Raw genomic sequence first — 23,546 nt, forward strand, 5'->3', positions numbered from 1 at the left:
TCACGCCTTCAACTTGTAGCCGAAGCCACGGACGGTCTCGATCCGGTCCTGCCCGATCTTGGTGCGAAGCCGCTGGACGTGGACGTCCACGACCCGGGTGTCGCCGCCCCAGCCGTAGTCCCAGACCCGCTCCAGGAGCTTGTCGCGGGACAGTACGGTGCCGGGCGCCGAGGAGAATTCGAGCAGCAGCCGCATCTCGGTCGGGGTCAGCGCGACGGTCTCGCCGCCCTTGCGGACCTCCATGCCCTCGGTGTCGATCTCGATGTCGCCGAAGGCGAGCACCCCGCGCTCGGGCGCCTCCTCGGGCGTCTCGGTGGCGGCGCCGGGCCCGCCCGCGTGCCCGAAGCGGCGCAGCACGGCGCGGATCCGGGCGACCAGGACGGCGCCGTCGAAGGGCTTGGTGACGTAGTCGTCCGCGCCTGCCTCCAGGCCGAGGACGACGTCGATGGAGTCGGCCCGCGCGGACAGCATGATCACCGGCACGGTCGACTCGTCGCGGATCCGGCGGCACAGGCTGACGCCGTCGAGGCCCGGCAGCATCACGTCGAGCAGGGCGATGTCCGGCCGGTCGGCGCGGAACGCCTCCAGGCCGGAGAGCCCGTCGGGCATGGCGGTCACGGTGAAGCCGTCCCGCTCCAGGGCGAGCTGGGTGGCTTCACGGATGACGTCGTCGTCCTCGACGAACAGAACATGGGTTTCGGCCATCGCGCTGCTCTCTCAGTTCTCCGGCGGTCTCTTCCGTCGCCCGGCGGTCTAGCTGGGGCCGGGCGCAGTACCAGTCTGCGGCATGCCCACGGCGACGCGTGCCGACCCGGGCGGGCGGGTCAGGGGGTGGCGGGCACGGGAGCGGCGGTCTCGTTGCCGCCGACCGCCTTGCTGTAGTCGTTCTCCACCTGGTCCTGCTGGGCGAACTTACCGCTCGCCCCGCCCGACCAGCGGTAGGTCGTCACGACCTCGCTGGACGCGAACGCCGGCTTGTCGCCGGCCGCGTACATCTGCCGCGTCACCACCAGGTCGCCCCGGTCGATCTCGGCGTACACGGGGGTTTCCTCGGCGGTGAAGACGTTGTCGTACGAGCTGCCCGAGGCGCGGTACACATACGCGCCGAGGCCGACGGCGTCCGCGCAGTTCATGACGTTCACGACGACGTCCTGGCCGGTCGCGCCGGTCAGGTGGCCGTACGTCACGTCGATCGGGTACTCGTCCTTGGTGCAGGGCTTGAGCTGGGCCTTGACCCGGGAGCTGACCTTCGGGTCCGCCTTGAGCAGCTTCACCGGGTCGACCTTCGTGAACGGCGCCGGGCTGCTCGCGCTCGGCGACGGCGTGGCGTGGGCGACCTTGTCGGACTTCGGGGCCTCGCCCTCGTCCCGGGTGCCGGTGCCGCCGGTGGAACAGCCGGCCATGAGCAGCCCGAGGGCGGAGAGCCCGGCCAGTGCCGTGGTCCCCGCCGTCAAAGCGCCCCCGCTGTGCCTGCTCAGGCCGCGCACCGCTCCCGCCCCTTTACCTCGCCCGTGTAGCCGCGCTCCAGCGCACGGAAGTCCAGCTCGCGGCTCTCCAGCTCCTGGCGGAGCCGGGCCAGCGCCCGGTGCAGCGTGCTCTTGACCGTGCCGGCCGACATGCCGAGGGCCGCGGCCGTCTCCTCGGTGCTCATCTGCTCCCAGTGTCGCAGCACGACGACGCTGCGCTGCTTGGGGGCCAGGACCTTCAGGACGTCCATGAGCAGGGCACGGTCGGCGCGCTGCTCGGAGCCGTCCTCGACGCGGGCGTCGGGCAGCTGCTCGGTGGGCACCTCTTCGAGCTTGCGGGCCCGCCACCACTCGGTCCGGGTGTTGATCATGACCCGGCGGAGGTACGCGTCGGCGAGCGTCTTGTCGGCGATGCCGTCCCAGCGGCCGTAGGTGCGGGCCAGCGCGGTCTGCAGCAGGTCCTGCGCGTCCACCGGGTCCGGGACGAGCCGTCGGGCACTCCGAAGAAGCGCGTCCTGCCGGGTGCGTACGTACTCCTCGAACTCAAGCACCTCGCCCTGCGCCATACCCAACCGCCTCCGTCGTCCCCGTGAGCTGGTCCCGCTCGTCCTGCTGGTCGCTTACCGGAATGAACCTACGGAGGACTTGTCACGGGGCTGTGCGGAGCAGCCGTCGGCAGACGCACGGAGAGCCATCGGTTGTGTAACAGCCGAGGTTTACCGCCGTTTTCCAGGGGTAACGCCGCTGTTTCGGGCGTTACGGACACAGTCGGGCAGGGCGGTGCCAGTCGGTCGGGTCAGGACTGGGGCAGCCGGTAGAAGCCGTTTTCGAGCGGTTCCACGAGACCGTCCGCGACCAGCCCGTCGAGCGCCCGGGCCCGCTGCACCGGATCGTGCCACACCGCGTCGAGCGCCGACTGCGGTACGGATCCGGTGGCCTCGCGCAGTACGGCGAGGAGCCGGCCGCGGACCTGACGGTCGGTGCCCGCGTAGGTCTGGCCGCGCCGGGCGGGACCTTCGTGCGCGGGCTTTCCGGCGAGGCGCCAGGCGCACTGCGCGGCGATCGGGCAGCGCAGGCAGGCCTCGTTCTTCGCCGTGCAGACCAGCGCGCCGAGCTCCATGGAGGCGGCCGCCCACCGGGCCGCGGTGGCCTCGTCCTCGGGCAGCAGCGCGCGGGCCAGGCGCCGCTCGGCCGCGGTGGTCGCGGTCGGCGGGTACTGGACCCCGGTGACGGCGCGGGCGAACACCCGGCGCACATTGGTGTCCAGGACCGCGTGCCGCTGCTCGTACGCGAACGAGGCGACGGCGGCCGCCGTGTACTCGCCGATGCCGGGCAGCGAGAGCAGCTGCCCGTGATCCGCCGGTACGTCGCCGCCGTGCCGTTCCGTTATGGCGACGGCCGCGCCGTGCAGTCGCAGCGCCCGGCGCGGATAGCCGAGGCGGCCCCAGGCGCGTACCGCCTCGCCGGGCGCCTCGGCGGCCAGGTCGGCCGGGCGCGGCCAGCGCGCCAGCCACTGCTCGTACACCGGGAGCACCCGGCTGACGGGGGTCTGCTGGAGCATGAACTCGCTGACCATCACGCCCCAGGCGCCCGCATCGGGGCGTCGCCAGGGCAGGTCGCGGGCGTGCTCGCCGAACCATCCGATGACGGATTCGTGCAGGACGGCGGGCTCGGTCGTCGGGTTCGTCGCGTTCTTCTCGGTCATGGGCATGCTGGGCACGGTCGGCATCGTCGGCAGAATGTTCATCGCAGAGCCGATCCTGGCATGTCCGGCCCCCGAGGTGGGCGCGCGAAGGCGCTCAGCGGCGCGCGTGCTGCCGTGCGTGGAGGCGTGCGCCGGGTCCGGCGAACCAGGCGACGGCCGAGATGTCGCTGGTCCGCATCGACTCGGCCAGCGACCGCACCGGCCGGGTGCCCGCCTTGACGACGAGCAGCGCGACCAGCGTGCCGAGCACCAGGCCGACCGCCACGTCGTGCGGATAGTGCACCCCGACGAAGACCCGCGAGAAGGCCATCGCGAGCGCCATCGGCACGGTGAGCAGCCAGATCCGGGACCATGCCAGCGCCAGCCCGAGGGCGGCGGCGCCCGCGATGGTGGCGTGGTTGGACGGGAACGACCAGTCGCCGTTGGCGGGGCAGGCGATCAGCGAGGTCGCCGCGCCCGCCACCGCCCGGCAGGGCCGTTCCTCGTCGATCAGCGACTTGATCACCTCGCTGCACACATAGGCGACCGCCGTCGCGACGGGCGCGAGCAGGGCGAGGGCGAACGACGTCGTGTCGCGGCGGCGGGCCCGCCACCAGGCGCAGACGAACAGCACGCCGAACAGGAGCAGGCCGAGCTCTGTCCAGACCTCGACGAAGCTCTGCACCCAGGACGGCATGTCGTGGGCGAAGTCGGTGATGTTGCGGTAGAGCTCACTATCCATGGTGACCGACAGTATGAATCATGAACGGGGGCCGACCACGAGCCGCCCACAAGGCGACGCCCACACTGCGGACCGATCCCTTCCGGAATGATGATCTGGAAAACTTGCCCGGAGTGGCGGCGGGTGGGGCGGGAGTTGCCCCCGATCTCTCGTAAGGTTCAGTGCGTGGGATCTCTGCGCAATCCGGTCGGGCCGCTTCCCTCCTCCATCTACTGGCGACGGAGGGCAGTTGCGCTGTCCTTGCTCGCGCTGCTCGCGCTCCTCCTCCTATGGGTCGTCACGTCCGGCGACGGCAAGGGGAACAAGAGCGGCAGCGGCAACAAGGGCCCGAATCCTACGCAGTCGATCACCCCGGGCCCTTCGGGCTCCGGCCCCGCGATCAGCACGGCACCGGGCGGCCGCGACGAGTCGGGCAGTTCGGGCGGCTCCTCCGCATCGGGCGGTTCGGGCGGTTCGGGCGGCTCGGGAGGCTCCAACTCCGGCTCCGGCGGCACGAGTACGGGCTCGGGCGGCTCGGGCGGCTCCAACTCCGGCTCGGGCGGCGGGGGTTCGGGCAGCAGTGGCGACACGGGCACCCGGGTCCCGGCCGACTCCGACCTCCCGACCTGCGCGCCGGGCTCGCTGACCCTGACCCTGCGCAGCACCAAGACGACGTTCGCACCGGGGGAGAAGCCGCGCCTCGAAGTCGTCGTCAAGAACAACTCGGCCTCCACGTGCAAGGCGGACCTGGGGCCGAAGGGGGCGGTGGTGACGGTGACGTCCACCAGGAACGACCGGGTGTGGTCCACGGCGGACTGCCCGGCGGGTGCCGGGGACGTCTTCTTCCAGGTGCCGGGGGCCTCGGCGGTCACCCACACCGTGGAGTGGAACCGCACGCAGTCCGCGCCGGGGTGTGTGACGCCGGGGGCGGGGGTGGTGGCCCCGGGCACGTACCTGGTGGAGGCCCACTTCCCGGGCCTCCCCGTAGCCAGGGCATCCTTCGCCCTGGCCCAGGACTGACCCTGGGGCGGCTGATGTCCTCCCTCTTGGCCGACGGGCTCACGATGCCGGCGCCGGCCAGGATCAACCCCGCCAGGGGCGTGGGGAACTGCGCGACCGGCCACCCACGACTTGCCGCCGAAAACCGGGCGCAGGGGGTCTGGGGCGGAGCCCCGGGAGGGCCCGGGCGGTCCAGCCCTGTGCTTACGGGTGGGCAGACGCCCCCCCCGGGCCCCCACCTACACGTACCGCTCCAGGATCGACGACTCCGCCAACCGCGACAGCCCCTCGCGTACGCTCCGCGCCCGCGCCTCCCCGACCCCGTCGACCGTCTGGAGGTCGTCCACCGAGGCGGCGAGCAGTTTCTGCAGGCCGCCGAAGTGCTCCACCAGGCGCTCGATGATCGCGCCCGGCAGGCGCGGCACCTTCGCCAGGAGCCGGTATCCCCGCGGGGACACCGCCGAGTCCAGCGTCTCGGGGGAGCCGCTGTAGCCCAACGCCCTTGCCACTATGGGCAGTTCGAGCAGCTCCGCGTGCGTGAGGTCGTTGAGCTCGCGCAGGGCCTCGTCGACCGTGCGGGAGCGCTTGGCGGTGGGCTCGGGCACGTAGTCCCGTACGACCAGCTCCCGCTCCGGCTCGACGCCCGCGATCAGCTCGTCCAGTTGCAGGGACAGCAACCGGCCGTCCGTGCCCAGCTCCACCACGTACTCGGCGATTTCCGTCGCGATGCGGCGCACCATCTCCAGACGCTGGGCCACCGCCGTCACGTCCCGGACCGTCACCAGGTCCTCGATCTCCAGGGCGGAGAGGGTGCCGGCCACCTCGTCCAGGCGGAGCTTGTACCGCTCAAGCGTCGCCAGCGCCTGGTTCGCGCGGGACAGGATCGCCGCCGACTCCTCCAGGACCCGCCGCTCCCCGTTCACATACAGCGCGATCAGGCGCATGGACTGGGAGACCGAGACGACCGGGAAGTTGCACTGCTTCGAGACGCGGTCCGCAGTGCGGTGGCGGGTGCCGGTCTCCTCGGTGGGGATGTCCGCGTCCGGCACCAGCTGCACACCGGCCCGGTGGATCTTGGTGATGTCCTTGTCGAGGACCAGCGCGCCGTCGAGCTTGCACAGCTCGCGCAGCCGCGTCGCGGCGAACTCGACGTCCAGGACGAAGCCGCCCGTGCACATCGAGTCGACCGTCTTGTCGAGGCCGAGCACGATGAGACCGCCCGTGTTGCCGCGCAGGATGCGCTCCAGGCCGTCGCGGAGCGCGGTGCCGGGCGCGACGGCGCTCAGCGCGGCGCGCATCAGTGCTTCGTTACCGGAGCCTGTGCCGGACTTTCCGGGTGCTGATGCCCGGTCGTTGGCTGCCACTGCACTCCTCCGGTGTTGCTCATACGGCGTGTACTGCTCGCGTACTGCTCGTACGGACGGGCGAGACCAGGGCAAAGTCTACCGGCGCCGCTACTCCTCCCGTGGGGCCTGTGCACGACGCCCCCGTGGCAGCACCCGGAGCGCGTCACCCATGTCGGCGACTTCCGTGACCTTCATACCGGCCGGGACCTTGCCCGGGTCGGTCGGCACCAGGGCGTGGGTGAAGCCCAGGCGGTGGGCCTCGGCCAGTCTGCGCTGCACGCCCGTGACCCGTCTGACCTCGCCCGCCAGGCCCACCTCGCCGATCGCGACCAGGTTCTTGGGCAGCGGAGTGTCGCTGGCCGCCGATGCCAGGGCCAGCGCGATCGCGAGGTCTGCCGCCGGCTCGGAGAGCTTCACGCCGCCCACCGTCGCGCTGTAGATGTCGCGCTTGCCGAGCGCGGTGATCCGGCCCCGCTGTTCGAGCACCGCGAGCATCATCGAGACGCGGGAGGTCTCCAGGCCCGAGGTGGTGCGGCGCGGGGAGGGGATCTGCGAGTCGACGGTGAGCGCCTGGACCTCGGCGACCAGGGGCCGCCGGCCCTCCAGGGTGACCGTGAGGCACGTGCCGGGCACCGCCACGTCGCGCCGGGTCAGGAACAGGCCGCTGGGGTCGGCGAGCCCGGTGATGCCCTCGTCGTGCAGCTCGAAGCAGCCGACCTCGTCCGTCGCCCCGTACCGGTTCTTGACGCCCCGTACGAGACGCAGGCGCGCGTGCCGGTCGCCCTCGAAGGAGAGCACCACGTCGACGAGGTGCTCCAGGAGGCGGGGGCCCGCGATCGCGCCGTCCTTGGTGACGTGGCCGACCAGGAGCGTGGACATGCCGCGCTCCTTGGAGGCGCGGATCAGCGCGCCCGCCACCTCGCGGACCTGGGCCATGCCGCCGGGAGCGCCGTCGATCTCGGGCGAGGCGACGGTCTGGACGGAGTCGAGGACCAGCAGGGACGGCTTCACCGCGTCGAGGTGGCCGAGGACGGCGGACAGGTCCGTCTCGGCGGCCAGGTAGAGGTGGTCGTTGAGCGCCTTGATGCGGTCGGCCCGCAGCCTCACCTGGCTCGCCGACTCCTCGCCCGTGATGTACAGCGTGCGGTGGTCGTCACTGGCCGCCTTGGCCGCCACGTCCAGGAGCAGCGTGGACTTGCCGACGCCGGGCTCTCCGGCGAGCAGCACCACCGCGCCCGGCACGAGCCCGCCGCCGAGCACCCGGTCGAGCTCGTCGACGCCGGTCGTGCGGGCCGTCGCCTGGCGGCCGTCCACCTGGCCGATGGGCAGCGCGGCCGTGGAGACCCGGCCCGCCGCCGTGGTGCGCACCGCGGGCGCGCCGTACTCCTCGACCGTCCCCCAGGCCTGGCACTCGGGGCAACGGCCGAGCCACTTGGCGGTCGTCCAGCCGCATTCGGTGCAGCGGTAGGACGGCCGGTCCTTCGCGGATTTCGTACGGGCAGCCATGGCGTCACCGTATAGGGGGCCACTGACAATCCCGTACGGGCCGGGGGAAGCGGGCTCTCGGCGGCAGGGGAAGCGGGCCGTCACCGTCCGGGAAAGCGGTCCGGACCCGCCGGACGAGCGGCACCTGGGCACGAGGCCGGTTTTCCGCGCCCCGCCGTTCGGGTGGACGCGGCCGGGCGCGCGTCGCCCCGACCGGTTGCGTCCGGTTGAACAGTGCGTAGCGGATCTGCCATGGAATGCCATGGAACTCCCGATTCCTGTCCCCTTTTGAGGGATACGTTCACCCGTAAGGATTAAATGTGTTCAACCGGTACGAAGAAGTCCTGATGCTCCGCCTACGGTCGCTCGCGTGACGAGCAGCAGACCGGATCAACCAGCGCACAACACCGGCGCACACCGGGCGCAGAGCCGCGCGCCCCGCACGTTGGCCCAGCGCCCGCCCGCGCGTTACGAGGCCTACCTGGACGGCCTGTTCACGTACTGCCTGTCCGTCCTGTGCGACCACGACGAGGCGACCGCCGCCCTAGGCGACGTACTCGCCGTCTCCGAGCGCCAGTACGCGCGCTGCCCCTCGGCCGAGGCCGAACGCAAGGCATGGCTGTACGCACTCGCCCGCTGGGCCTGTCTGCGCAAGCTGGCCGAGCGCAAGAGGAACCGGCAGGGCGCCCACACCGGACGCACCGCCGAAGAGGCCCCCACGATCGAGGTCTGCGAGGAGGAGCAGGAGCGGCGCCGGCGCGAACTCGCCCTGCTCGCCTGGCCCGAGGCCGCCGGCACCACCCCCGAGCAGCGCGAGGCCCTCGAACTCGCGGTCCGCCATCAGCTCGGCGCCCGCGAGGTCGCCTCGGTGCTCGGCATGAACTACCCGGCCGCCCGCGAACTGCTCGCCGCGGGCGCCTGCGAGGTCGAGCGGACCCGCGCCGCGCTCGCCGTCGTCGAGATGGGCGGCTGCCCCACCGTCGCCCAGCTCACCGGCGACCACCAGGTGCTGCTCTCCGCGGCGCTGCGCCGCGAACTGGTCCGGCACGTCGACGACTGCCCCCGCTGCCGCCGCGCCGCCGAGCGCGCGGGCGCGTCCGGGCCCTGGCCCGGGGTGACGGTCACCCCGGCCGCGCTGCCGCTGGCCGAGGCGCCGCGGGCCGCGGCCCAGGCCGCGATGCTGCATGTGCCGCGCTCGCGCGGCGGGGCCCCGCGCTTCGACCGCTCCGGCTTCCCGATGGACCCGAAGGACCGGGCCGCCCGCCGCGACCGGCTGCGGGCCAGGGCCGTGACCACCACCGTCGTCGCGACCGTCGTCGCGGCCCCCGTCTTCGCACTGTGGGCGGCCTACCGCGGCGCCCCCGCGACCGGCGAGCCCGACGGCGGCGCCAAGGTCACCGCCAGCGAGGCCGACAATCCCGGCGGCCTGAACGGGCATCCGTACGACCGTTACGAGAACGCGGGCAACGCGCGCAGCGAGCCCGACACCCGCTTCACCGCGGGCAGCCGCGCCCCCGACGTGTCCGTCGAGGTCATCAGCCCCACGACCGCCCCGGCCGGCCCCGCCCGGCTCGCGGTCACGGCGAGTTCGGCCGGCGACACGACCGTGCTCACGCTCACCTCGACCGGCGGCGCGCCCGTCGACTGGTCGCTGCGCACCCACGCCCGCTGGCTCACCTTCAGCCAGAGCGCGGGCAGGCTCGCGCCGGGGCAGAGCGTCACCGTGTACATCACCGTCGACCACGCCCAGGAGCCGCACCACGCCTGGTCGGTACGGGTCGAGGTGGCGCCTTCGGGCGCGGTGGTACGCATCGCGGGCGACGGCACGCCCATCGCGACGCCGTCCTCGCCCGACCCCGGCGGGCCGGGCCACCCCGGCCCGGGCGGATCCAGCACACCCGCTCCGACCNACCCCGGCCCGGGCGGATCCAGCACACCCGCTCCGACCCCGCCGACGCAGAGCCCGGGCAGCCCGACGCCCACGCCGACCCCGACGCCGCCGAGCCAGAGCCCCACCCCGACGGCGACGCCCACCCCGACCGGGACCCCGCCGTCACCGACCCCGAGCAGCTAGCAACTTCCGTACGGGATGGGGGAGTTACCGCTTCGGGTCGGCCGGGTGGGGGGCGACGAGCGGCAGCTGCGAGGCGAGCCGCGCCTCGCACTGCTCGACGAGGACGTCGTACGCCTCCTTGCCCATCAGCTCGGTCAGCTCCGGCTTGTACGTCACGTACACCGGCTCGCCCGCGCCGTGCGCGGAGGTCGCCGAGGTGCACCACCAGTGCAGGTCGTGGCCGCCGGGACCCCAGCCGCGGCGGTCGTACTCGCCGATCGAGATCTGCAGCACCTTGGTGTCGTCGGGCCGCTCGATCCAGTCGTACGTCCGGCGCACCGGCAGCTGCCAGCAGACGTCCGGCTTGGTCTCCAGCGGCTCCTTGCCCTCCTTGAGAGCGAGGATGTGCAGCGAGCAGCCGGCGCCGCCCGCGAAGCCCGGCCGGTTCTGGAAAATGCACGAGCCGTTCCAGCGGCGGGTCTGGCGGTCGCCGTCCTCGTCGGTCTGGACCCAGCCCGACTCGGTGCCGACGTCGTGGAACTGCCACAGCTCCGGGGTGAGCCGCGCCACGTGCCCGGCCACCCGCTTCTCGTCGTCCTTGTCGGAGAAGTGGGCGCCGAGCGTGCAGCAGCCGTCGTCGGCCCGGCCCGCCTCGATGCCCTGGCAGCCGCTGCCGAAGATGCAGGTCCACCGCGAGGTGAGCCAGGTCAGGTCGCAGCGGAAGACCTGCTCGTCGTCGGCGGGGTCGGGGAACTCGACCCAGGCGCGCGGGAAGTCGATCCCCTGCTCGTCCTGAGCCCTGTTCACGGGGTTCTTCGGGGCCTTGGCTTTGCCCGGCTTCGCCTTTTTCGTCTTTGGCACACCTCCAGCGTATGTCCGAGGGCATGTCCGGACGCGCAGTAGCGTTCAGTCCATGAGACTCGGAGTCCTCGATGTGGGGTCGAACACGGTTCATCTGCTGGTGGTGGACGCGCACGCCGGTGCCGCGCCGCTGCCCGCGCACTCGCACAAGGCCGAGCTGCGGCTCGCCGAACTCCTCGACGAGGACGGTGCGATCGGACCGGAAGGCATCGACCGGCTGATCGCCACGATCAGTGGCGCGCTGCTCTCGGCCGAGGACAAGGGCGTCCAGGAACTGCTCCCCTTCGCGACCTCCGCCGTGCGCGAGGCCAGCAACGTGGACGAGGTGATCGCCCGGGTCCGCGCCCAGACCGGGGTCGACCTGGTGGTGCTCTCCGGCGAGGAGGAGGCCCGCCTCACCTTTCTCGCGGCGCGCCGCTGGTACGGCTGGTCGGCCGGAAAGCTGCTGCTGCTCGACATCGGCGGGGGCTCCCTGGAAGTCGCGTACGGGATCGACGAGGAGCCGGACGCGGCGGTCTCGCTGCCGCTGGGGGCAGGGCGGCTGACCGCGGGCTGGCTGCCGGGCGACCCGCCGGACGCGGCCGACGTACGGGCGCTCCGCCGTCATGTACGGGCCCAAATCGCGGGCACGGTGGGGGAGTTCACCCGCTCGGGGCGGCCCGACCACGTGGTCGCCACGTCGAAGACGTTCAAGCAGCTTGCGCGGATCGCGGGGGCCGCACGGTCGAGCGAGGGCGCCTACGTCCAGCGCACTCTGAGTCGTAAATCACTGGAGGAGTGGGTGCCCAAGCTCGCCGCCATGACGACCGAGCAGCGCACCACGCTGCCCGGCGTCTCGGAGGGCCGGGCGCCGCAGCTGCTCGCGGGGGCGCTCGTCGCGGAGGGCGCGATGGACCTGTTCGCCGTCGATGAGCTGGAGGTCTGTCCCTGGGCACTGCGCGAGGGCGTGATCCTGCGCCACCTCGACCACCTGCCGGTGGGCTGACGGGGCCACCGGGCGGTGCGGGCGCGGGGAGGGCGGGGCGCGGAGTTACCGGCGAGTGTGACGTTCGTCGGGCTCGCGGGACCGCCTCCCCCGTCGGCGGTGGCGGCCCGTACCCTGTCTGCGTGGCAGAACCAGTGGTGCGCATCCCGGATGCGAAGGTCGCCCTGTCCACGGCCTCGGTCTATCCGGAGTCGACGGCGACGGCCTTCGAGATCGCCGCGCGCCTGGGCTACGACGGCGTCGAGGTCATGGTCTGGACCGACCCCGTGAGCCAGGACATCGAAGCCCTGCGGCGGCTCTCCGACTACCACCAGGTGCCGATCCTGGCCGTCCACGCGCCCTGTCTGCTGATCACGCAGCGGGTCTGGTCGACCGATCCCTGGGTGAAGCTGCAGCGGGCGCGGGCGGCGGCGGAGAAGCTCGGCGCGTCGGCGGTGGTGGTCCATCCGCCGTTCCGCTGGCAGCGCCAGTACTCCCGCGACTTCGTGAACGGCATCTGGCGGATGGCGGACGAGACCGACGTCAGATTCGCCGTCGAGAACATGTACCCGTGGCGCTACCGGGACCGCGAGATGCTGGCGTACGCCCCCGACTGGGACGTGACGAAGGACGACTACCGTCACTTCACCGTCGACCTCTCCCACGCCGCGACCTCCCGTACGGACGCCATGGCCATGGTCGACCGGATGGGCGACCGGCTCGCCCACGTCCACCTCGCGGACGGGCGCGGCTCGGCGAAGGACGAGCACCTCGTGCCGGGCCGCGGTACGCAGCCGTGCGCGGAACTCCTGGAGCGCCTGGCCCTGACCGGCTTCGACGGACACGTCGTCATCGAGGTGAACACCCGCCGGGCGATGTCGGCCGCCGAGCGCGAGGCGGACCTCGCGGAGGCCCTCGCCTTCACCCGGCTGCACCTGGCGTCCGCGCCGGCCCGCCGCGCATGACGGAGCCCGCCCCGCGCCGACGCGGCCGTCCGCCGCGGGCCGCCGCCGAAGCGGGCCCGGGCGCCCGCGAACGCATCCTGTCCGCCGCCCGTACGGAGTTCTCCGACCGGGGTTACGAGAGGACATCCATCCGGGGCATCGCCAAGGCGGCGGGGGTGGACGCGGCGCTGGTCCACCACTACTTCGGAACGAAGGACGAGGTGTTCGCGGCGGCCATCGAGGTCGACTTCGAACCGGCGCTGACCGTGGCCGCGATCCTCGGCGACTCCCTCGACGGGGTGGGCGAACGCCTGGCCCGCCACTTCCTCGCCATCTGGGAAAACCCGGCGACCCGCACCCCCCTGATCGCCGTACTCCGCTCGGCCCTCACGCACGACGCGGCGGCGAAGGTGCTGCGGGGTTTCGTCCTGCGCCGCCTCCTTGAGCGGGTGGCGGGCGAACTCCGGGTCCCCGACCCCCGCCTCCGCGCGGAACTGGCGGCGTCGCACATGATGGGCATCGTGATCATGCGGTACGTGCTGGAGGTGGAGCCGCTGGCCTCCGCGCCGGCGGAGCGCATCGTGGACCTGGTGGGGCCGACGCTGCAGCGGTACCTGACGGAGGGGTAGGGGGCTCTCCCACCCGGGGGGCGGCACCCCCTGGGGCTGGGCCCCAGACCCCCGGCGGGGACTTCGTCCCCTGCGCCCCTTCCGGGGGCTCCGCCCCCGGACCCCCGTATCGCGCCTGAAGGGCGCTCGTGCTCAAACGGACAGGCTGAAATGCTGGCCAGCACCAGTACCGCCAGGGGCGCGGGGAACTGCGCGACCAGCCACCCACGGCCCGCAGCCGAACCACCCACCCCCGGAGGGTTTGGGGAAGGGGCGGGGAGGGGCCTCCCGGGTTCTGGAGCAGAGCCCCAGCGCACCCTGCCGAGCCGCCCCCTCGACGGGGCTCACATGGCGAACCCCGGATCCCGCCATCCGGACACCCTGTCCAGATGGCGGAGCATCGGCGTAGGCTCACACCCAGGCAGACCCATCCCCCCCGGCGCCGGAGGCGCAAGGGGAGGCCCCGCATTAGGAGACGAGCGACGATGCCCGAGCTGAGGTCCCGCACAGTCACCCACGGCCGCAACATGGCGGGCGCCCGCGCCCTTATGCGGGCCTCCGGTGTAGCGAGCGAGGACATCGGCAAGCCGATCATCGCCGTGGCGAACAGCTTCACCGAGTTCGTCCCGGGCCACACCCACCTCGCCCCGGTGGGCCGGATCGTCAGCGAGGCGATCAAGGCGGCCGGCGCCGTCCCGCGCGAGTTCAACACCATCGCCGTGGACGACGGCATCGCGATGGGCCACGGCGGCATGCTCTACAGCCTCCCCTCCCGCGACCTCATCGCGGACAGCGTGGAGTACATGGTCGAAGCGCACTGCGCCGACGCCCTGATCTGCATCTCCAACTGCGACAAGATCACCCCCGGCATGCTGATGGCGGCGCTCCGCCTCAACATCCCCACCGTCTTCGTCTCCGGCGGCCCGATGGAGTCGGGCAAGGCGACCCTGGTCGACGGCACGGTCCGTACGCTCGACCTGGTCGACGCGATCTCGGACGCGGTGAACGACAAGATCTCCGACGAGGACATCCTCCGCATCGAGGAGAACGCCTGTCCCACCTGCGGCTCCTGCTCCGGCATGTTCACGGCCAACTCCATGAACTGCCTGACCGAGGCCATCGGCCTGAGCCTGCCCGGCAACGGCTCGGTCCTGGCGACCCACACCGCCCGCCGCGCCCTGTACGAGAACGCGGCCCGCACGGTCGTGGAGATCACCAAGCGGCACTACGAGGACGACGACCACTCCGTCCTGCCCCGTTCCATCGCGACCCGCGCCGCGTTCGAGAACGCGATGGCGCTCGACATCGCCATGGGCGGCTCCACCAACACGATCCTGCACCTGCTCGCCGCCGCCCAGGAGGCCGAGCTCGACTACGGCCTCAGCGACATGGACGCCATCAGCCGCCGCGTCCCGTGCCTGGCCAAGGTCGCCCCGAACGTCGCCAAGAACCGTACGTACTACATGGAGGACGTGCACCGCGCCGGCGGCATCCCCGCGATCCTGGGCGAGCTGTACCGCGCGGGCCTGCTCAACGAGGACGTGCACACCGTCCACTCCCGCTCCATCAAGGAGTGGCTGGACACCTGGGACGTGCGCGGCGGCTCCCCGTCCGAGGAAGCGGTCGAGCTGTGGCACGCGGCCCCCGGCTGCGTCCGCTCGGCGACCGCCTTCTCGCAGTCCGAGCGCTGGGACACCCTGGACACCGACGCCGCCGAGGGCTGCATCCGGGACGCGGCCCACGCGTACAGCAAGGACGGCGGACTCGCGGTCCTGCACGGCAACCTCGCCGAGGACGGCTGCGTCGTGAAGACGGCCGGCGTCGACGAGTCGATCTGGACCTTCGAGGGCCCGGCGGTCGTCTGCGAGTCGCAGGACGAGGCCGTCGACAAGATCCTCCGCAAGGAGATCACCCACGGCGACGTGGTCGTGATCCGTTACGAGGGCCCCAAGGGCGGCCCCGGCATGCAGGAGATGCTGTACCCGACGTCGTTCCTCAAGGGCCGCGGCCTCGGCAAGACCTGCGCGCTGATCACCGACGGCCGCTTCTCCGGCGGCACTTCGGGCCTCTCCATCGGCCACGCCTCGCCCGAGGCGGCGTCCGGCGGCACGATCGCGCTGGTCGAGGACGGCGACCGCATCCGGATCGACATCCCCAACCGTACGATCGAACTCCTCGTCCCCGAGGCCGAGTTGGCGACCCGCCGCGAGGCGCTGGGCGGGGTGTACGCCCCGAAGAACCGCGAGCGCAAGGTCTCGGCCGCGCTGCGCGCCTACGCGGCGATGGCGACCAGCGCCGACCGGGGCGCGGTCCGCGACGTGACGAAGCTGGGCTGACGCCACAGCACGTGATGTACGAGGCCGGCCCGGCGGATCGTCACCAGCTGCCGACATCTCCCGGATCGACCCCGAACACCGACCCGTCGGGGGAGGCGGCATACACCCGCCCCCCGGCGGCGAGCGGTGCCGGGAGGGCGGGCGTGAAGGTGTAACGCCCGTTGTTCATGCGGGGGCTGGTCTGCCCGGCGAGTGCACCCTTGGCCGCGTCGAAGGCGAGCAGGCGACCGTCCGCGCCGGTCAGATACACCTGGCCGCCCGAGGCGACGGGCCGCGAGGCGCGGGCCACCCCCGTGTCGAGCCGCCACTTCTCGCCGCCCCGTACGGAGTCGACCGCCACCAGCGCCCCGCCCGCCCCGAACAGGTAGACCGTGTCCCCGTCGACCCCGGCCTGCGCCTGGTCGAGCGGTGCCGTGAGCGCGGTGCGGCGGACGGCGTGGGTGGCGGTGTCGAGGCGTACGACCGCCGAGGTGAATCCGCCGGCGTCGGTGGCCAGCAGGAACACGGCCTGGCCGTCGGCCGCGACGGGGCGGAGCCGTCCGTCGGCCCGGGCCTGTCGGCGTACGGCTCCGGTGGCGGGATCGAGGGCGGCGACGGAGGTCGAGCGCCCGTCGGCGGAGGGCGTGACGACGAAGGCCGGCCCTTTGCCGTCGACCGGCACGACCCACTGGGACCGAGGTCCGCCAACCGCCGACTTCCGCCAACTCTCCTTCCCCGTGGCGGAGTTGAGCGCGGTGACGTGCCCGTCCGCCGTGGCGAGCAGTACGGTGGGGCCCGCGGGATGCACCCCGGAGTACGCCGATACGTCGGCGGACCACACCGGCTTCCCGTTCCCGGCGTCGTACGCCCGCAAGGATCCGCCCCCGGGGGCCCGCACAAGGACCCTCCCGTCGGCCACGACGGGAGCGAGGTCGTCGGAGAGCAGCTGCCCGCCGTCCCCCGCGACCGACCAGAGGACCTTCCCGCCGAGGGCGTCGAGCCGGGCGACGGCGACCCCGGGCGCGGCGCAGTACAGGGCGCCGCCGGCCGCGTCCGCCGAGCAGAAGGCCGTACGGTTCCCGTCCCCCTTGGCCGCCAACTGCACGTTCCACGGCCGGAATTGCGCAGCCGCGTGCTGCTCGGGAGCGGCGACGGCCCCGGTGCCGTCGGGCAGCGCATGGACGGCGGCCACGCCCCCGCCGACGACCCCGATGAGCACGAGCGCGGCGACGAGCCGGCGGGTGCGCCGGGGCGAGGGGGAATCGTCAGTGGTCTCGGCCCGGACCGGATTGCGGAACAGCTGCGTAGGAATCTGGGCCTCGGACCCGTACGCCGCGGACCGCAGCGCGGACATCAGCTCGTCCGGAGTGGGCCGGTCGCCCGGATCCTTGGCGAGACAGCGCCGCAGCACGGGCACGAGATCCTCGGGAACCCCGTCCAAGTCGGGTTCGTTGTGGACGACTTGGTACGCGACGACGTACGGCGAATCGGAGTCGAAGGGCCCGCTCCCGGTGGCGGCGTGCACGAGCACGGCCCCCATGGCGAACACGTCCGCGGCGGGCCCCACCTCGCGGGGCCGCTGGAACTGCTCGGGCGCCATGAAGGGCGGCGTGCCGATGAGCTTGCCGGTCTCGGTCCGCAGATCGCTGTCGTACGGGCGCGAGATCCCGAAGTCGATGACCTTGGGCCCGTCGGCGGCGAGCAGCACGTTGCTCGGCTTGAGGTCGCGGTGCACGACCCCGGCCCGGTGGATGTCGCGCAGCGCCTCGGCGAGCCCGGCCCCGAGCCGGCGCACCTCGGCGGCAGCCAGCGGCCCGCTGTCCTTGACGCGTTCGGCGAGGGTGGGCCCGGGGATGTGGACGGTGGCCATCCAGGGCCGGTCGGCATCGGGATCGGCGTCGACGACGGAGGCGGTGAAGGCCCCGCTGACGCGCCGGGCCGCCGACACCTCCTGCCGGAAGCGGGCCCGGAACTCCGGATCGGCGGCGTGCTGGGCGTGCACGACCTTGACGGCGAGCCGCATGCCGGAGGGAGAGGTGGCCAGGTGCACCACACCCATCCCGCCCGAGCCGAGCACGGATTCGAGCCCGTACGCCCCGACGGATTCCGGATCCGCGGCGCCCTCCGCCCCGAAGCCGACACTGCGCGGCGACGCCATGGTGCACCCCCGGTGTCCGTTGTACGCACGCGTCCGACGGAGCCTAGTCGATGGGGCGTACGGGCCCGATGGGGCTTGCTAGCCTGCGTGTTGCACGCAGAGTGAAACCAATGGGGGAGCTTCACATGGCAGCAGAATCCGCAGAATCCATGGCGTCCACGTCCTCGCTCGGGACCCAGCGCTACCCGGTGGCCCCCGGCTGCGAACTGAACGTCCGCAGCGGCCCGGGCACGGGCTACTCGATCATCGACGTCCTGCCCCAGGGCGCCACGGTCCCGGTGAACTGCCAGACCCCGGGCACGCGGGTGACGGGCCCGTACGGCACGTCGAACATCTGGGACAACATCGGCAACGGCCGGTTCGTCTCGGACGCGTACGTGAAGACGGGGAGCGACGGATACGTGGCGCCGCGCTGCGGCTGACGGGGTACGGGTCCGCCCCTGGGATAATCGACCCCATGAGCGAGCCCGAGAACCCCGAGAACAAGGGCGGAAGCGCCGCGGGCCCCCAGCCCGAGCCCATCCGCTTCTTCGGCACGACGTGGGTGGACCACGACAACGGGTACGGGCTGCGCCGGGTGGGCGTCGCGATCGGCTCGCTGGTGGCGGCGGTGGCGGCGTGCTTCGTGCTGCGCTTCGCGTACGAGGGCCTGCAGCTCTCGGACACCGGCGGCTTCGTGAACGTGCTGGTGGTGGTGATGTTCGCGATCTGCAGCGCGCTGGCGTTCCGCAAGACCTGGGACGCCTTCTCGACCCGTCCGTCGGACCCGGAAGCGGACCGCTCACTCCAGGGCCTGAAGGCGATCGGCTTCATCGGCTCACTGCTGGCGTACTTCTTCCGCACGTTCACGGAGGCCCCCGGCGAGGCGCTGCACCGCCAGGAATACGAGGCGTCCCGCGCCCAGTACGCCCGCCGCCGAGGCAACCCGTCGAAAACCGCGCCGAAGCCGACCAAGAAAAAGCCAAAGCGAAAGTAGCTGGAAGCCCGGCCCAGGGAGACTGCGGGGGTGAACCCGCGCCCCTTGGGGGTCGGTGACCCCGGGACGCTCGCGGGACCTCCGGCCCGAACCCCCGGAACTTCCCCATCCCACCCCTCCCGGGACCTGCCGGGGGCGGATGGCTTTCGGCCGCGGCCCGCGCGTGGTTGCTCGCGCAGTTCCCCGCGCCTCTGAGCAGGGTTGATGCTGGCCCGCACCGGGGCATTTCAGCCTGTCATGGGGGTCCCCCCTGGCCCTTAAGGCCTTGGGGGAGTTTGAGGACGAGCGCCCCTTAAGGCGCGAACGGGGTCTGGGGCGGAGCCCCAGGAAACCCGGCTTCACCCCTCTCCCACCCCCGGCGGGTTTCGGGAAGGGGCGGGGTGGGGCGGGGAAAACGCGCCCCACCACCCCGCCACGCCCGGCAGACTCGCCCCCATGACAACCCGCGCGCTCTCCTTCAACGCCGCCGCCGCGCAGTACGCCGCGAACCGCCCCTCGTACCCACCGCTCCTCCTCGACACCCTGGAGGAACTGGCAGGACGCCCCTTGAAGAACGCCCAGGTCGCGGACATCGGCGCCGGCACCGGCATAGCCACCAGCCTCCTGCACGCCCGCGGCGCGAGGGTCACCGCGGTGGAGCCGGGCGACGGCATGGCGGCCGAGTTCCGCAGGAACAACCCCGGCATCCCCCTGGTGCGGGGCGACGGCAACCACCTCCCCCTCGCCACGGCATCCGCGGACTTCATCACGTACGCCCAGGCCTGGCACTGGACCGACCCGGCGAAGGCGGGCCCGGAAGCCCGTCGCGTACTGCGCGAGGGCGGCGCGCTCGCCCTGTGGTGGAACACGTCGGACCACTCCGCGGAGTGGGTGGCCGCCCAGGACGCCCGCCTGCACGACTTCTTCCAGCACGACCACATCCGGCCGGCCGGCACCGGCAACCAGCGGGGCGGCCACCCCTGGACCGACGTCCCCGGCCTGGACTTCACGGACCGCGAGATCCCGCACACCCGCGAGGTCTCCCTCGCCACCCACCTGGCGAATCTCGGCAGCCATTCGGCGTTCCTGGTCCTGGGCGAGGAGAGGACGAGGGAGTTCATGACGAGGGAGCACGAGCTCCTGAGCGAACTCTTCCCCGACGGCACGGTGGAGGAGAGCTATGTGGTCCACCTACGCCTGGCCCTCAACTAAGCGCCGGGCGCCGGCAGTCCGGCGCCAGCACCCAGCGACTCGGACGGCACGACCTGGCGTACGAAGACATCGCCGAGCACCATGAGAGCTGTCGGCACCCGCGCGGCCCGCCACGGGTGGGTCCGTGCCCAGCGCCGCATCCGGTGATCCGTACGCCCACCCCCGATCGCCGCCCCCGCACCCACCCGGCCGACCGCGCCGACCGCGACCGTGGCCCACCGCCACGAGGAATCCCCTTCGACCGCCCCTCGATCCTTGACGCCCGAACCTCGGCAGGCGCACTATTCATCACATGGTGAATTACGACCCGGACCCCACGGGCAACAGCACCTCCCCAGGGCGCGACACAACCCCAGCCCCCCAGGCCGGACCCGCCGTAACCGCCGAATCCCTCACCGTCGTACGAGGCGATCGCAACGCCCTGAAGGCCCTGGACTTCACCGTCCCGCGTGCCCGCATCACCGGCCTCCTCGGCCCCTCCGGCTGCGGAAAGTCGACCCTGATGCGCGCGATCGTGGGTACGCAGGCGAAGGTCACCGGCACCCTCACCGTCCTCGGCGCCCCCGCGGGCACCCCGGCCCTGCGCGAGCGCATCGGCTATGTGACCCAGGACCCGTCCGTCTACCAGGACTTGACGGTACGTCAGAATCTGGACTACTTCGCGGCCGTACTGAACCCGGGCCGAGCCCACCGCGCCGCCCGCGCGGAGGCGGTCGCCCGGGCCATCACCGACGTGGACCTCACCAGCCACGCCGACGACCTCGCGGGCCGGCTCTCCGGCGGCCAGCTCAGCCGCGTCTCGCTCGCCGTCGCCCTGCTCGGCACCCCGGAACTGCTCGTCCTGGACGAACCGACCGTGGGCCTCGACCCCGTACTCCGCCGCGACCTCTGGAACCTCTTCCACACCATCGCCACCACCCGCGGCACCACCCTGCTCGTCTCCTCGCACGTCATGGACGAAGCGGAACGCTGCCACCGCCTGCTCCTCCTGCGCGAAGGCGTACTCCTCGCCGAAGACACCCCGGACGACCTGCGCACCCGTACGGCCACCGAAACCGTCGAGCAGGCCTTCCTCCACCTGGTGGACGAGGCCGCCCACCCGGAGACCTCCGGGCGACCGCACCACAAGCCCCCGACCTCTCACCCCGAGGCCCGCTCATGACCGCATCCCGCACCCTCGCGACCGCCGCCCGCGTCCTGCGTCAGCTGCGCCACGACCCGCGCACGATCGCGCTGCTCCTGATCATCCCGTCGCTGATGATCATCCTGCTCCGGTACGTGTTCGACGGCAGCCCCGCCGTCTTCAACAGCATCGGCGCCTCGCTGCTCGGCATCTTCCCGCTGATCACGATGTTCCTGGTGTCCTCCATCGCCACCCTGCGCGAACGCACCTCGGGCACCCTGGAACGCCTCCTCGCCATGCCGCTCGGCAAGGGCGACCTGATCGGCGGCTACGCACTCGCCTTCGGCGCGCTCGCCGTAATCCAGTCGCTCATCGCGACGGGCATCTCCGTCTGGCTCCTCGACCTGAACGTGGTCGGTTCCCCCTGGCTGCTCCTCCTGGTGGCCCTGCTCGACGCCCTACTCGGCACGGCCCTCGGCCTGTTCGTCTCGGCCTTCGCCGCCTCCGAGTTCCAGGCGGTCCAGTTCATGCCGGCGGTGATCTTCCCCCAGCTCCTGCTGTGCGGCCTGTTCACCCCGCGCGGCTCGATGCAGCCGGTCCTGCGCTGGATCTCGGACGTCCTGCCCATGTCGTACGCCGTCGACGCCATGACCCAGGTCCTCCACCACCCGGACGCGACGGCCACCTTCGCGAAGGACACCGGCATCGTGGCGGCGATCGCGCTCCTGGTCCTCGTCCTCGGCGCCGCCACCCTGCCCCGCCGAACGCCGTAGCCGTACCGCCCTTCGGACGTCCCCCTCGGCCGCCCGCCCCCGATGCGAGGATGGCGACACGAGACCGCACCACCTGGAGGGTGACCGCATGACCCAGACCGTCGCAGTCCTCGGCACCGGCAAGATCGGCGAGGCTCTCCTCAGCGGAATGATCCGCGCCGGCTGGCACCCGTCCAACCTCCTCGTCACCGCCCGCCGCCCGGAGCGCGCCGCGGAACTCCACGCCCGCTACGGCGTGGACACGGTCACCAACGCCGAGGCCGCCAAGCGAGCGGACACCCTGATCCTCGCGGTGAAGCCCCAGGACATGGGCAAGCTCCTGGACGAACTGGCCCCGCACGTCACGAGCGACCGACTCGTCATCAGCGCCGCGGCCGGCATCCCGAGCTCCTTCATCGAAGCCCGCCTGGCCTCCGGCACCCCGGTCGTACGCGTCATGCCGAACACCCCGGTACTGGTCGACGAGGGCATGTCGGTCATCAGCGCCGGCAGCCACGCGACACCGGACCACCTCTCCCATACGGAGGAAATCTTCGGCGGCGTGGGCAAGACCCTGCGCGTACCGGAATCCCAGCAGGACGCGGCCACCGCGCTCTCCGGCTCGGGCCCCGCGTACTTCTACTACCTGGTCGAGGCGATGACCGACGCCGGCATCCTGCTCGGCCTGCCCCGCGCCCAGGCGTACGACCTGATCGTGCAGTCCGCGATCGGCGCCGCGGTGATGCTCCGCGACAGCGGCGAGCACCCGGTGAAGCTCCGCGAGGCGGTGATGTCCCCGGCCGGCACGACCATCAGCGCGATCCGCGAGCTGGAGAACCACGGCGTACGGGCCGCCCTGATCGCAGCCCTGGAAGCCGCCCGAGACCGAAGCCGCGAACTGGCCTCCGGCAACAGCTGACCGTTCAAGCCCCCTTCTTTATGTCTCCTTACGTCCTCTCACTGCGCCTTCTTGCGTGGCTGCCGCAGCACAGCGGCGGCCACGCCCCCGCCGACGAGCGCCAGCGCGCCCCCGCCGACCAGGCTCAGCACCCCGACGGGGGTATGCGGAAGCGCCGCACGCGCAGCCCGGAACGCGTTGCCCCCCGACGGCTTGCCGCTGTCACCGTCACCGGCCGAATGGATGCGGGTGTCCGCCCCGGCACTCCGCGGCCGGACCGCCCGCACGGTGCGCAGGTCCGCCGCGAGCCGACTCCCCTCCCGGAACTTCTCCTCCAGCCGCGCCACTTCAGCGGACGACGCGAGACCCGCGCGCGCCCGCTCGATCTCGACCCGGGTCTCAGCATTGACGGCGTCGACGACCCGCAGCCGTATGCGGGCGACGTGCTCGTCACCGTCCGCGGCGTAGGCAGCGCCGGGCCCCACGGCCATCCCCAGCACGAGGAGGGTCGCGGCGGCTACGGCAATGCGAAGAAGAGACCTCATACCCGCCAAGCTAGGACGCATCCCGCGACCGCAGATCAGCCGTCCCGCCACGCCTGCCTCAGCCGAAAGCACAAGGTCGGAGGCGTGCGAGGCCCCGGCCGAGACCCCGCACGGGCCCTCGGCCGGCCCCCTGGCCGAGGGTTGACACGGCCATCTCCGGTACGTAATGTTCTCCGAGTTGTCCGACGTGAGCGCCGACTCCGGTCGGTCCCCGGACAGCCATTCCGCATCAACCACTTCTTATGAACGACACCTCGTCGTCTCGTTTTTCGTGCGCTTTTGCGAAATGAGGAATCCGCGTTCGAGGACGCACTCCGATTGGCGTCGGGGGACAGGATTCCGCTAATGTCTCACTCGTCGGAACGGCAGAACAGCCGGGAAGACAAGCCGACTTGGCTCCGGGAGACCGGAAATCGGAACCGAAAGGATCTGATAGAGTCGGAACCGCCGGAAAGGG

Annotated in this window: 23 protein-coding genes; 12 read left to right on the forward strand and 11 right to left on the reverse strand. The window is 72.2% G+C overall.

Features of this window, described 5'->3' with window-relative positions; genetic code table 11:
• From cseB to ABD346_RS06700, 5 genes are all read right to left on the reverse strand, one after another.
• A complete protein-coding gene (cseB, locus tag ABD346_RS06680) occupies positions 1 to 705 on the reverse strand; it encodes a two-component system response regulator CseB (RefSeq protein ID WP_344372794.1) in 705 nt (234 codons plus the stop codon).
• Positions 706 to 824: 119 nt separating this feature from the next.
• Complete coding sequence (locus ABD346_RS06685; RefSeq protein ID WP_344372796.1) at positions 825 to 1,487, reverse strand: hypothetical protein; 663 nt, start codon at positions 1,485 to 1,487, stop codon at positions 825 to 827.
• Entirely contained in the window at positions 1,475 to 2,032 is a 558-nt protein-coding gene (locus ABD346_RS06690; RefSeq protein WP_053729102.1) for a SigE family RNA polymerase sigma factor, read from the reverse strand. Before ABD346_RS06690 ends, ABD346_RS06685 begins: the two co-directional genes overlap by 13 nt.
• A gap of 230 nt (positions 2,033 to 2,262) precedes the next feature.
• The gene (locus tag ABD346_RS06695; RefSeq protein ID WP_381224986.1) at positions 2,263 to 3,177 is read right to left on the reverse strand and encodes an HhH-GPD family protein; all 915 of its coding nucleotides are present in this window, start codon (positions 3,175 to 3,177) and stop codon (positions 2,263 to 2,265) included.
• A gap of 88 nt (positions 3,178 to 3,265) precedes the next feature.
• On the reverse strand, positions 3,266 to 3,892 hold the full coding sequence (locus ABD346_RS06700; RefSeq protein ID WP_344372801.1) for a phosphatase PAP2 family protein: 627 nt from the start codon (positions 3,890 to 3,892) through the stop codon (positions 3,266 to 3,268).
• Positions 3,893 to 4,057: 165 nt separating this feature from the next.
• On the opposite strand from ABD346_RS06700, the gene ABD346_RS06705 reads away from it, so the two are divergent.
• The gene (locus tag ABD346_RS06705; protein WP_344372803.1) at positions 4,058 to 4,891 is read left to right on the forward strand and encodes a hypothetical protein; all 834 of its coding nucleotides are present in this window, start codon (positions 4,058 to 4,060) and stop codon (positions 4,889 to 4,891) included.
• A gap of 218 nt (positions 4,892 to 5,109) precedes the next feature.
• On the opposite strand, the gene disA is transcribed toward ABD346_RS06705, so the two are convergent.
• Both disA and radA read right to left on the reverse strand, forming a co-directional pair.
• Positions 5,110 to 6,234, reverse strand: a complete 1,125-nt coding sequence (gene disA / locus ABD346_RS06710; RefSeq protein ID WP_114041367.1) for a DNA integrity scanning diadenylate cyclase DisA — start codon at positions 6,232 to 6,234, stop codon at positions 5,110 to 5,112.
• 90 nt (positions 6,235 to 6,324) lie between these two features.
• Positions 6,325 to 7,722 (reverse strand): DNA repair protein RadA, encoded by a 1,398-nt coding sequence (gene radA, locus ABD346_RS06715; protein ID WP_344372806.1) that lies wholly within the window; start codon positions 7,720 to 7,722, stop codon positions 6,325 to 6,327.
• A gap of 1,216 nt (positions 7,723 to 8,938) precedes the next feature.
• Here radA and ABD346_RS38605 point away from each other — a divergent pair.
• Positions 8,939 to 9,775, forward strand: coding sequence for a BACON domain-containing protein (locus ABD346_RS38605; RefSeq protein ID WP_425582962.1), 837 nt, complete (start codon positions 8,939 to 8,941; stop codon positions 9,773 to 9,775).
• A gap of 24 nt (positions 9,776 to 9,799) precedes the next feature.
• On the opposite strand, the gene ABD346_RS06725 is transcribed toward ABD346_RS38605, so the two are convergent.
• The gene (locus ABD346_RS06725; protein ID WP_381224770.1) at positions 9,800 to 10,615 is read right to left on the reverse strand and encodes a DUF3109 family protein; all 816 of its coding nucleotides are present in this window, start codon (positions 10,613 to 10,615) and stop codon (positions 9,800 to 9,802) included.
• A gap of 52 nt (positions 10,616 to 10,667) precedes the next feature.
• Here ABD346_RS06725 and ABD346_RS06730 point away from each other — a divergent pair, with 52 nt between their 5' ends.
• From ABD346_RS06730 to ilvD, 4 genes are all read left to right on the forward strand, one after another.
• Entirely contained in the window at positions 10,668 to 11,600 is a 933-nt protein-coding gene (locus ABD346_RS06730; protein WP_344372811.1) for a Ppx/GppA family phosphatase, read from the forward strand.
• A gap of 122 nt (positions 11,601 to 11,722) precedes the next feature.
• Complete coding sequence (locus tag ABD346_RS06735; protein WP_078966775.1) at positions 11,723 to 12,544, forward strand: sugar phosphate isomerase/epimerase family protein; 822 nt, start codon at positions 11,723 to 11,725, stop codon at positions 12,542 to 12,544.
• Entirely contained in the window at positions 12,541 to 13,152 is a 612-nt protein-coding gene (locus ABD346_RS06740) for a TetR/AcrR family transcriptional regulator (protein WP_344372815.1), read from the forward strand. Before ABD346_RS06735 ends, ABD346_RS06740 begins: the two co-directional genes overlap by 4 nt.
• Before the next feature lie 464 nt (positions 13,153 to 13,616).
• Complete coding sequence (gene ilvD, locus ABD346_RS06745; RefSeq protein WP_344372818.1) at positions 13,617 to 15,467, forward strand: dihydroxy-acid dehydratase; 1,851 nt, start codon at positions 13,617 to 13,619, stop codon at positions 15,465 to 15,467.
• A 40-nt stretch (positions 15,468 to 15,507) separates the two neighbouring features.
• Here the strand turns inward: ilvD and ABD346_RS06750 are convergent, their stop codons facing one another.
• Complete coding sequence (locus ABD346_RS06750) at positions 15,508 to 17,604, reverse strand: protein kinase domain-containing protein (protein WP_344372821.1); 2,097 nt, start codon at positions 17,602 to 17,604, stop codon at positions 15,508 to 15,510.
• A 125-nt stretch (positions 17,605 to 17,729) separates the two neighbouring features.
• Here ABD346_RS06750 and ABD346_RS06755 point away from each other — a divergent pair, with 125 nt between their 5' ends.
• The 3 genes from ABD346_RS06755 (at position 17,730) to ABD346_RS06765 (ending at position 19,771) form a co-directional block, all read left to right on the forward strand.
• Positions 17,730 to 18,026 (forward strand): SH3 domain-containing protein, encoded by a 297-nt coding sequence (locus ABD346_RS06755; protein ID WP_344372824.1) that lies wholly within the window; start codon positions 17,730 to 17,732, stop codon positions 18,024 to 18,026.
• A 35-nt stretch (positions 18,027 to 18,061) separates the two neighbouring features.
• Positions 18,062 to 18,580 (forward strand): hypothetical protein, encoded by a 519-nt coding sequence (locus ABD346_RS06760; RefSeq protein WP_344372826.1) that lies wholly within the window; start codon positions 18,062 to 18,064, stop codon positions 18,578 to 18,580.
• Positions 18,581 to 19,015: 435 nt separating this feature from the next.
• Entirely contained in the window at positions 19,016 to 19,771 is a 756-nt protein-coding gene (locus ABD346_RS06765; RefSeq protein WP_344372828.1) for a class I SAM-dependent methyltransferase, read from the forward strand.
• Here ABD346_RS06765 and ABD346_RS06770 read toward each other — a convergent pair.
• Positions 19,768 to 19,911 carry a hypothetical protein gene (locus tag ABD346_RS06770; protein ID WP_344372830.1) on the reverse strand — a complete coding sequence of 48 codons (144 nt, stop codon included), beginning with the start codon at positions 19,909 to 19,911 and terminating at the stop codon, positions 19,768 to 19,770. The two genes, ABD346_RS06765 and ABD346_RS06770, sit on opposite strands and share 4 nt — an antisense overlap.
• A 152-nt stretch (positions 19,912 to 20,063) precedes the next feature.
• Here ABD346_RS06770 and ABD346_RS06775 point away from each other — a divergent pair, with 152 nt between their 5' ends.
• The 3 genes from ABD346_RS06775 to proC all read left to right on the forward strand — a co-directional run bounded on the left by ABD346_RS06775 (position 20,064) and on the right by proC (position 22,565).
• Entirely contained in the window at positions 20,064 to 20,933 is an 870-nt protein-coding gene (locus tag ABD346_RS06775) for an ABC transporter ATP-binding protein (RefSeq protein ID WP_344372833.1), read from the forward strand.
• Positions 20,930 to 21,667, forward strand: coding sequence for an ABC transporter permease (locus ABD346_RS06780; RefSeq protein WP_344372837.1), 738 nt, complete (start codon positions 20,930 to 20,932; stop codon positions 21,665 to 21,667). The genes ABD346_RS06775 and ABD346_RS06780 overlap by 4 nt, the downstream gene beginning before the upstream one ends.
• An 88-nt stretch (positions 21,668 to 21,755) precedes the next feature.
• Entirely contained in the window at positions 21,756 to 22,565 is an 810-nt protein-coding gene (proC, locus tag ABD346_RS06785) for a pyrroline-5-carboxylate reductase (RefSeq protein ID WP_344372840.1), read from the forward strand.
• A gap of 38 nt (positions 22,566 to 22,603) precedes the next feature.
• On the opposite strand, the gene ABD346_RS06790 is transcribed toward proC, so the two are convergent.
• Positions 22,604 to 23,089: a hypothetical protein gene (locus ABD346_RS06790; RefSeq protein ID WP_344372843.1), complete on the reverse strand. Its 486-nt coding sequence runs from the start codon at positions 23,087 to 23,089 to the stop codon at positions 22,604 to 22,606.
• Positions 23,090 to 23,546 lie beyond the last annotated feature (457 nt).

The organism is Streptomyces mauvecolor, from assembly GCF_039532965.1.
Taxonomy (GTDB): Bacteria; Actinomycetota; Actinomycetes; order Streptomycetales; family Streptomycetaceae; genus Streptomyces; species Streptomyces violascens.